Source organism: Pyxidicoccus fallax (assembly GCF_012933655.1).
In the GTDB taxonomy this organism is placed as follows: Bacteria; Myxococcota; Myxococcia; order Myxococcales; family Myxococcaceae; genus Myxococcus; species Myxococcus fallax.
Window position 1 is genome coordinate 1 of record NZ_JABBJJ010000499.1, and the last position, 6,774, is coordinate 6,774.

A 6,774-nucleotide genomic window follows, 5' to 3' on the forward strand; every position below is an offset into this window, starting at 1 on the left:
CGCAATGTCCTCCCGCCCCGGCCGCACCCTCCATGTGTACCCCGACGCCGGCCGGCGGCAGGCGGCGCTGCGTGCCATGGGGGATGCGAGCGGCCTGTCGGTGGGCACCAGCCTGCTCACCTGGGACGAGCTCCTCCAGGGCCTGGGCGGCGCGCGCGAGCTGAACCGCCGCCCCTGTCCGGCCGTGGCCGCGCGGGCCGTGGTGGCCTCGCTGGGGCAGGCCCTGGGCCCCACGCCCTTCGGCGAGTACGTCCGGGAGCCCGCCTTCGCCCGCGCCGCGCTGGACGTCGTGCTCGACCTGAAGGCCGGCCGCCTCACGCCCCGTGAGCTGCAGGACGCCGTGGAGGTGCTGCCCCAGGAGCGGCGGACGAGGGTGCGGGTGCTCGCCCGCCTGTACCACCTGTACGAGCAGAAGATGGCCGAGCTGGGGCTGGCGGACCGCGAGGACGTGCTGCGTGGCGCCCGCGAGGCCCTCGGCCGGGGTGCCTGGCCGGCGGGCTGGGTGGGCGTGGGCACGCTCGTGCTGCACGGCATCTACGACGTGCGGCCCTCCGGGCTGGAGCTGCTGCTGGCGCTGGCGGCGGCGTGCGAGTCGCGCCGGGTGACGCTGCGGGTGGAGACGCCGGTGGGTGGCTCGCCCTCGGCGGACGCGGCGCTGGCGGCGCTCTTCCGCGCCTTCGAGAACCGCGGCGAGACGATGCCGCACGTGGACCTCTTCAAGGCGGACGTCACCTTCGAGGGCCGGCCCCTCAACGAGCTGGGCCGCCACCTGTTCTCGCCGCGCGCCCCGCGCGACGTGCTGAAGGACGCGGTGCCGGCCCTGCGCATGTGGAGCGCGGCCACCGCCCGGGAGGAGGCCCGTCTCGTCGCTCGCGACGTGAAGCGGCTCATCGCGGAGGGCGCCTCGCCCGGGGACATCGCCATCGCCTGGCGCGAGCCGGGGCCGGAGACCGCGTGGCTCGCGGAGACGCTGGGCGAGCTGGGCGTGCCGGTGCGCCTGCCGTGGGGGGAGCCCCTGGCCCTCGCCGGGCCGGTGCGCCTCGCGCTGGAGTTGCCGCTGCTGGCGGAGGACGCCTTCCCCGCCGAGCGCGTCGCGGAGCTGGTGGGCAGCCGCTACGCCCCCACGCTGTCGCGCGGTGGCCCGGACGCGCCCGCCAGCCTCTTCGCGCTGGCCGCCGTGCGGGATGACCGGCTGGGCGCGGTGCGAGGGCGCGGCGCGTACGACGTGCGCCTGGACGGGCTCGCGCGCCGGATGCTGGCGCTCCATGGCGCGCAGAAGAAGGAGGCCAGCAGCCGCGTGCACGCCGTGCAGGTGCTGCGCGAGCGCTGCATGATGCTGGTGGACTACTGCCGCCGCATCCCCGAGGAGGGCACCGCCGAGGAGCTGCTCTCCGCGTGGTGGCACGTGGTGGAGCGGCTGGGCCTCGTGGACACCGAGGGGCCGCTGGAGTCTCGCGAGGAGGGCGGCCTGGGCGCGAGGGCGGTGGACGCACGGGCGCGGGACGAGGCCGCGCGCGAGGCGCTCCGCATGCGCGTGCAGGGGCTGCTGCGGACGATGAAGGCGGTGGGCGGCGGGCCGAAGCTGCGCCGCCGCACCTTCGGCCGCTGGCTGCGCGACGCCATGGCGGACGCGCACCTGCCGCCGCGCGGGCCCCGGAGTGGCGCGGTGGAGGTGCTGGACGTGGCCGAGCTGCCGGGCCGCACGTTCCGCCATCTGTTCCTCGCGGGCATGACGGAGGGGCGCTTCCCGGGGCGGGACGCGCCGTCGCCGCTGCTGGGGGACGCGGAGCGTGCCGCGCTCAACAAACACCTGGGCCGCGACGTGTTCCGCCTCACCGGCGGCGAGTTCGAGGACCGCGCGCCGTGGCGCCTCACGGAGGACCGGCTGCTGTTCGCCACCGCGCTGGTGTCCGCGGAGGAGACGGTGAGCCTGTCCTTCGCCGTGGAGGCCGCGGGCGGGCAGGAGCAGGTGCCGTCCGCCTTCCTGGAGGAGGTGCGCCGGCTCACCGCGCTGAAGTGGACGCCGCGCTCGCTGCCGCCCATTCCGCCGCTGGACGAGGTGCTCACCGAGGCCGAGCTGCGCCGCTGCGTGGCGCTGGAGGCGCTGGCCCAGCCGAAGCTGCGCGTCACCGAGCCGGACTCCGCCGCCCCGCTGCTGCGGCGCCAGTTCGAGAAGGAACTCTGGTACGCGGGCGCCCGCGAGCTGGCGCAGGTGGAGGTGGAGCGCCTGTTCTTCTTCGGCGACCCCAACCGACAGCCGGGGCCGTACACGGGCTCGGTGGACGCGAACACGCTGCGCGAGTCGCTGCGCGAGACGTTCCGCTTCGACCTCACGCGCCCGCTGTCCGCGTCGGCGCTGGCGCGCTTCGGCAACTGCGGCTTCCAGGGCTTCCTCACGTACGGGCTGAAGGTGGTGGAGCCGGACCAGCCGGGCGAGGAGTTCGACGCGCGCGGCCGCGGCACCTTCTGGCACCGCGTGGTGGAGGAGGTGTTCCAGGCGCTCAAGAAGCACGAGTTGCTGGGCAAGGCCCCGGAGGAGATTCCGGACGAGGTGCTGGACGCCGCGCTCAAGTCCGCCATCTCCCACTTCGAGAAGTTCCACCACGTGGGCCACCCCGCGCTGTGGAAGCTGGCGCACGAGCGCGCTCGCGCGATGGCCCGCCGCATCCTCGTGGACGAGCGGCGCGGGCTGCCCTTCGACAAGATGGTGCCGGAGGGCTTCGAGCTCCAGTTCGGCCCCGCCGCCGAGGACGACCGGTGGCGCAACGTCATCCTCCCCATCCAGGGAGACGCCATCGTCTTCGAGGGCAAGATTGACCGGCTGGACCAGTCGGGCGGCGACGTGGGCGTCATCGACTACAAGTCCGGCCGGCTGGACAAGCGCGCGCTGAAGGAGAAGCTGCTCACGTCGGACTTCCAGCTCCCGCTGTACCTCTACGCGGCGCGGGCGAGCGGCCACCGTGACGCGAAGCAGGCGGCGTGGTTCTCGCTGCGCACGGGCGCCACCATCCACCTCACCGAGGTCGTCTCCGAGCAGGAACTGGACGAGCTGTTGTCCACCGACCCCGAGGTGCGCGCGAAGGTGGCGGAGAAGAACGGCCTCAACCTGCCCAACGCGGTGGAGTCGCTGGTGAACACGCTGCGCGAGGGCCGCTTCGCCGCGCGGCCCCAGGACTGCGGCACCTGCGGCTTCCGCGCCGTGTGCCGGATTACCGAGCGCCGCATGACGGAGGAGGGTGGATGAGCGGCGCGCCCCACCTGCTCGCGCTGGAGCGCAACCTCGCCCTGATGGCGGGCGCCGGCGCGGGAAAGACATACAGCCTGGTGACGATGACGCTGCACCTGCTGGCCGGCGCGCGCGAGGCCGGCCCGGCGGTGCGCCCGTCGCGGCTGTGCATGCTCACCTTCACGGACAAGGCCGCCGCGGAGATGCGCTCGCGCGTGCGCCATCGTCTGGACGGACTCGCCCAGGGCGACACACGGCAGGACCAGGAGAAGGACCTGCGCGCCTCGCTGGAGCGGCTGGACAAGCCCTTCCCGCTGCCGGACGCGTGGCGCCAGCTCCGTGAGGAACTGGGCGCGGCCACGGTGGGCACCTTCCACTCGCTCTGCGGGCAGCTCCTGCGCCGGGCGCCTCCGGCGGTGGGCATCGACCCCAGCTTCGAGGTGCTGGACGAGCTGGAGGCCACGGGGCTCGTGCAGGACGTGTGCGAGCGCGTGGTGCTGGACGCGTTGGAGGACGGCGACGCGCAGGTGCGCGAGCTGTGCCAGGAGCTGGGCTTCTCCGGCTCGGGCTTCTCCGACGGGCTGGTGGCCGCGCTCGTGTCCGTCTACCGCAAGCTGCGCGAGGAGGGCCTGCGCGCCGCCACCGCCGCCGTGGGTGACGCCGCCGAGGCCCGCCTGGAGCTGGACGCCGCCATCACCGACTGCATGCGCCTGTGCTCCGAGGCGCGCGGGCTGGACGCGAAGGGCGAGTGGAGCCGGCTCCTCGGTGGGCTGGAGCGCGCGCTCAACGGGATGACGGCGGAGAACTTCGGCACGGGTGAGCGCTTCCCCTGGCTGCGCGCCTGCTTCAAGGCGGACGGGCGCAACTTCGCGCGGCTCAGCAAGGGCGCCGCCGGCCCCATTCGAGACCTGTACTGGCGCGTCTTCGGCAAGAGCGACGGCTCCGTGCCGCGGCTCGACGACGCGTGGGCCGCGTGGCGCACCGCTCCCTTCGAGGCCACCTTCCGCGAGCTGTTGGGACAGGTGGAGGCGCGTCACGACTCGGAGCTGTCGCGCCGCAACGTGTTCGACTTCACCTCGTTGCTGGTGAAGTCGCGCGACCTGCTGCGCGATTACCCGGAGTTCCGCCAGCAGGTGCAGGAGCGCATCGGCGCGCTGCTCGTGGACGAGTTCCAGGACACCAACCGCCTCCAGCTGGAGCTGGTGCTGCTCCTGTCGGAGCGGCGCGAGGGTGGGCCTCGCGAATTGAAGCCGGACGCGGACCTGGTGGCGTCGCTGCCGCTGGAGCCCGCCTTCCTGTGCGCGGTGGGTGACCGCAAGCAGTCCATCTACGAGTTCCGCGGCGCGGACGTGTCCGTCTTCTCCGTGCTGGCCGGGAAGATTGAAGCCGAGGGCGGCACGCGCGGCTTCCTCCAGGACAATCGCCGCTCGGTGCCGGGGCTCTTGTCCTTCTTCAACCGCACCTTCGCCGGAGTGCTCGTCGCCGCCGACGCGCGCGCGCCGCGCCCCTTCGAGGTCATCTACGTCCCCGAGGAGGACGACCTGAACGCCGTCCGCTCCTCGCTCTCGGAAGCGCCGGTGGTGGAGCGGCTGCAACTGGAAGAGGCGGACACGGCGGCGGACCTGCGCTGGCTGGACGCGGACTGCGTGGCGCGGCGGCTGCGGTGCCTGCTGGCGCCCGGGGCTCCGGCCACGGTGAAGAACGAGGACGGCGAGGGTGCTCGTCCGGCGCGCGGTGGCGACGTGGCGATGCTGTTCCGGACCTTCACGCACCTGGAGGTGTACCGGCAGGCGCTCATCCGCCACGGCGTGCCGCACCGGGTGCTGCGCGGGCGCGGCTTCTACGGCGCGCAGGAGGTGCTGGACCTCGCCTCGCTGCTGTCGCTGCTGGCGGACGCGGAGGACTCGCTGGCCTTCGCCGCGGTGCTGCGCTCGCCACTGGTGGGCCTGTCGGACGCGTCGCTGTTCCAGCTCGCGGGAGACCAGCCCCTGTCGCTGACGTCGCCGCGGCTGGCGGACGCGCGGGTGCTGGAGGCGCTGCCCGAGCGCGAGCGGCTGCGCCTGGAGCGCTTCCTTGGCGCGCTGCCGGCGCTGCGGCGCGAGCGGGACAGGCTGGGCGTGCGCGAGCTGCTGCTGTCGGCGCTGGACGTGACGGGCTACCGCGAGGCGCTGGCGGGCTCGCCCTACGCGGAGCAGGCGAGCGCCAACGTGGAGAAGCTGCTGTCGCTAGCCTCGCGCCGGGACGAGCGGGGCACGGGCGGGTGCGTGGCCTTCGCGCGCGAGCTGCGGATGCTCGCGGAGAACGACCCCACCGAGGCGCAGGCGGACCTCCTGGACGCGGGCGACCCGCGCGCGGTGCAGCTGCTCACCATCCACCGCGCCAAGGGCCTGGAGTGGCCCATCGTCGTGGTGCCGGCCCTGGGCGGGCGGCGGCGCACCACCAGCGCCCGCGCGCACTTCGAGCGCTCGCACGGCATCGCCCTGCGTCCCTGGGTGCCGGAGTCGCTGGACGGCTACACCTCCAAGCGCTTCGAGGCGGTGAAGGCCGAGCTCAAGGCCCGCGAGGACGCCGAGTACCGCCGCCTCCTCTACGTGGCCCTCACCCGCGCCCGCGACATGCTGGTGCTGTCCGGCGGCGCGGAGCCTCGCGGCGGCAAGGACTCGTGGTGGCACCTCATCGACGGGCGGCTGGAGGTGGACGCCGAGCTGCGCGCGCTGGTGGACGACCTGGACGTGGACTCGCTCCCGCCGCCCGCGGACCCCGAGCCGCCGGGGCCGGAGGCGATGGCGCGCGCCGGGGCCCGCCTGGAGGCCGCGCTGCTGCGGGTGCGCGGCGCGCACGAGGACGCGGGCGACTCGCGCGGCACGGCGGTGGCGTCCGTGGACGCGGTGCGGGACTTCCTCGCGTGCCCCCGGCGCTTCCACTACCTGCACCGGCTGGGGCTGAAGGGCGCCGCGTGGCCCTGGGAGTCACCGCCCCGTGACACGCCGCCGCTGGTGGAGCCCGACGGGTGGCTGCCCGCCGAGAGTCCCGAGGGGCTCACGCTGCGCCTGCTGCGCGGGGTGGACCTGCGGCTGGCGGCGGCTCCGGACGCCGAGCCCGCCGAGCGCCGCGCGCACCTGGAGGTGCTGCTGCGGGACGCGGGCGCGCTCCCGGATGACGAGGGCATGGAAGGGGTGCTGGGCACGGTGGAGCGCTTCCTGGGCACGGAGCTGGCCCGGCGGATGTCCGCGTCCCCGGCGCAGGCCGTCCACCGCGGGCTGCCCTTCCTGTTGGCCCTGGACGGTGGGGCCGCCCTGGAGGGCGAGATGGACCTCCTCTGGGAGTCACCGGAAGGGGAGGCGGTGGTGGTGGCCTTCAAGACGGGCGGGCGGCATCCGCTGGGCGCGGCGGCGTACGCGCACGAGCTGGCCGCGCTGGAGCTGGCCGCGCGGCGGATGGTGCGTGAAGGCGTGCCGGTGCGGGTGGGTGTGGTTTTCCTGGCGGAAGAGAAGCCGGAGCCGGAGTGGCTGGTGGGTGTCTCTTACACACATCTGACGCTTCCGACG

The 6,774-nt window shown here is 74.5% G+C and carries 2 protein-coding genes; both read left to right on the forward strand.

Translation table 11 applies throughout. From position 1 onward, the window contains the following. Positions 1–4: 4 nt before the first annotated feature. A complete protein-coding gene (locus HG543_RS50030) occupies positions 5–3,244 on the forward strand; it encodes a PD-(D/E)XK nuclease family protein (RefSeq protein WP_169352061.1) in 3,240 nt (1,079 codons plus the stop codon). Then, a partial coding sequence (locus tag HG543_RS57265) for a UvrD-helicase domain-containing protein (RefSeq protein ID WP_169352060.1) occupies positions 3,241–6,774 on the forward strand: 3,534 nt, incomplete at its 3' end. The genes HG543_RS50030 and HG543_RS57265, both read left to right, overlap by 4 nt.

What these genes read in the sequence shown, in the direction of transcription:
- HG543_RS50030 (WP_169352061.1), top strand. Translation starts at nt 5, where the DNA reads ATGTCCTCCCGCCCCGGCCGCACCCTCCATGTGTACCCCGACGCCGGC.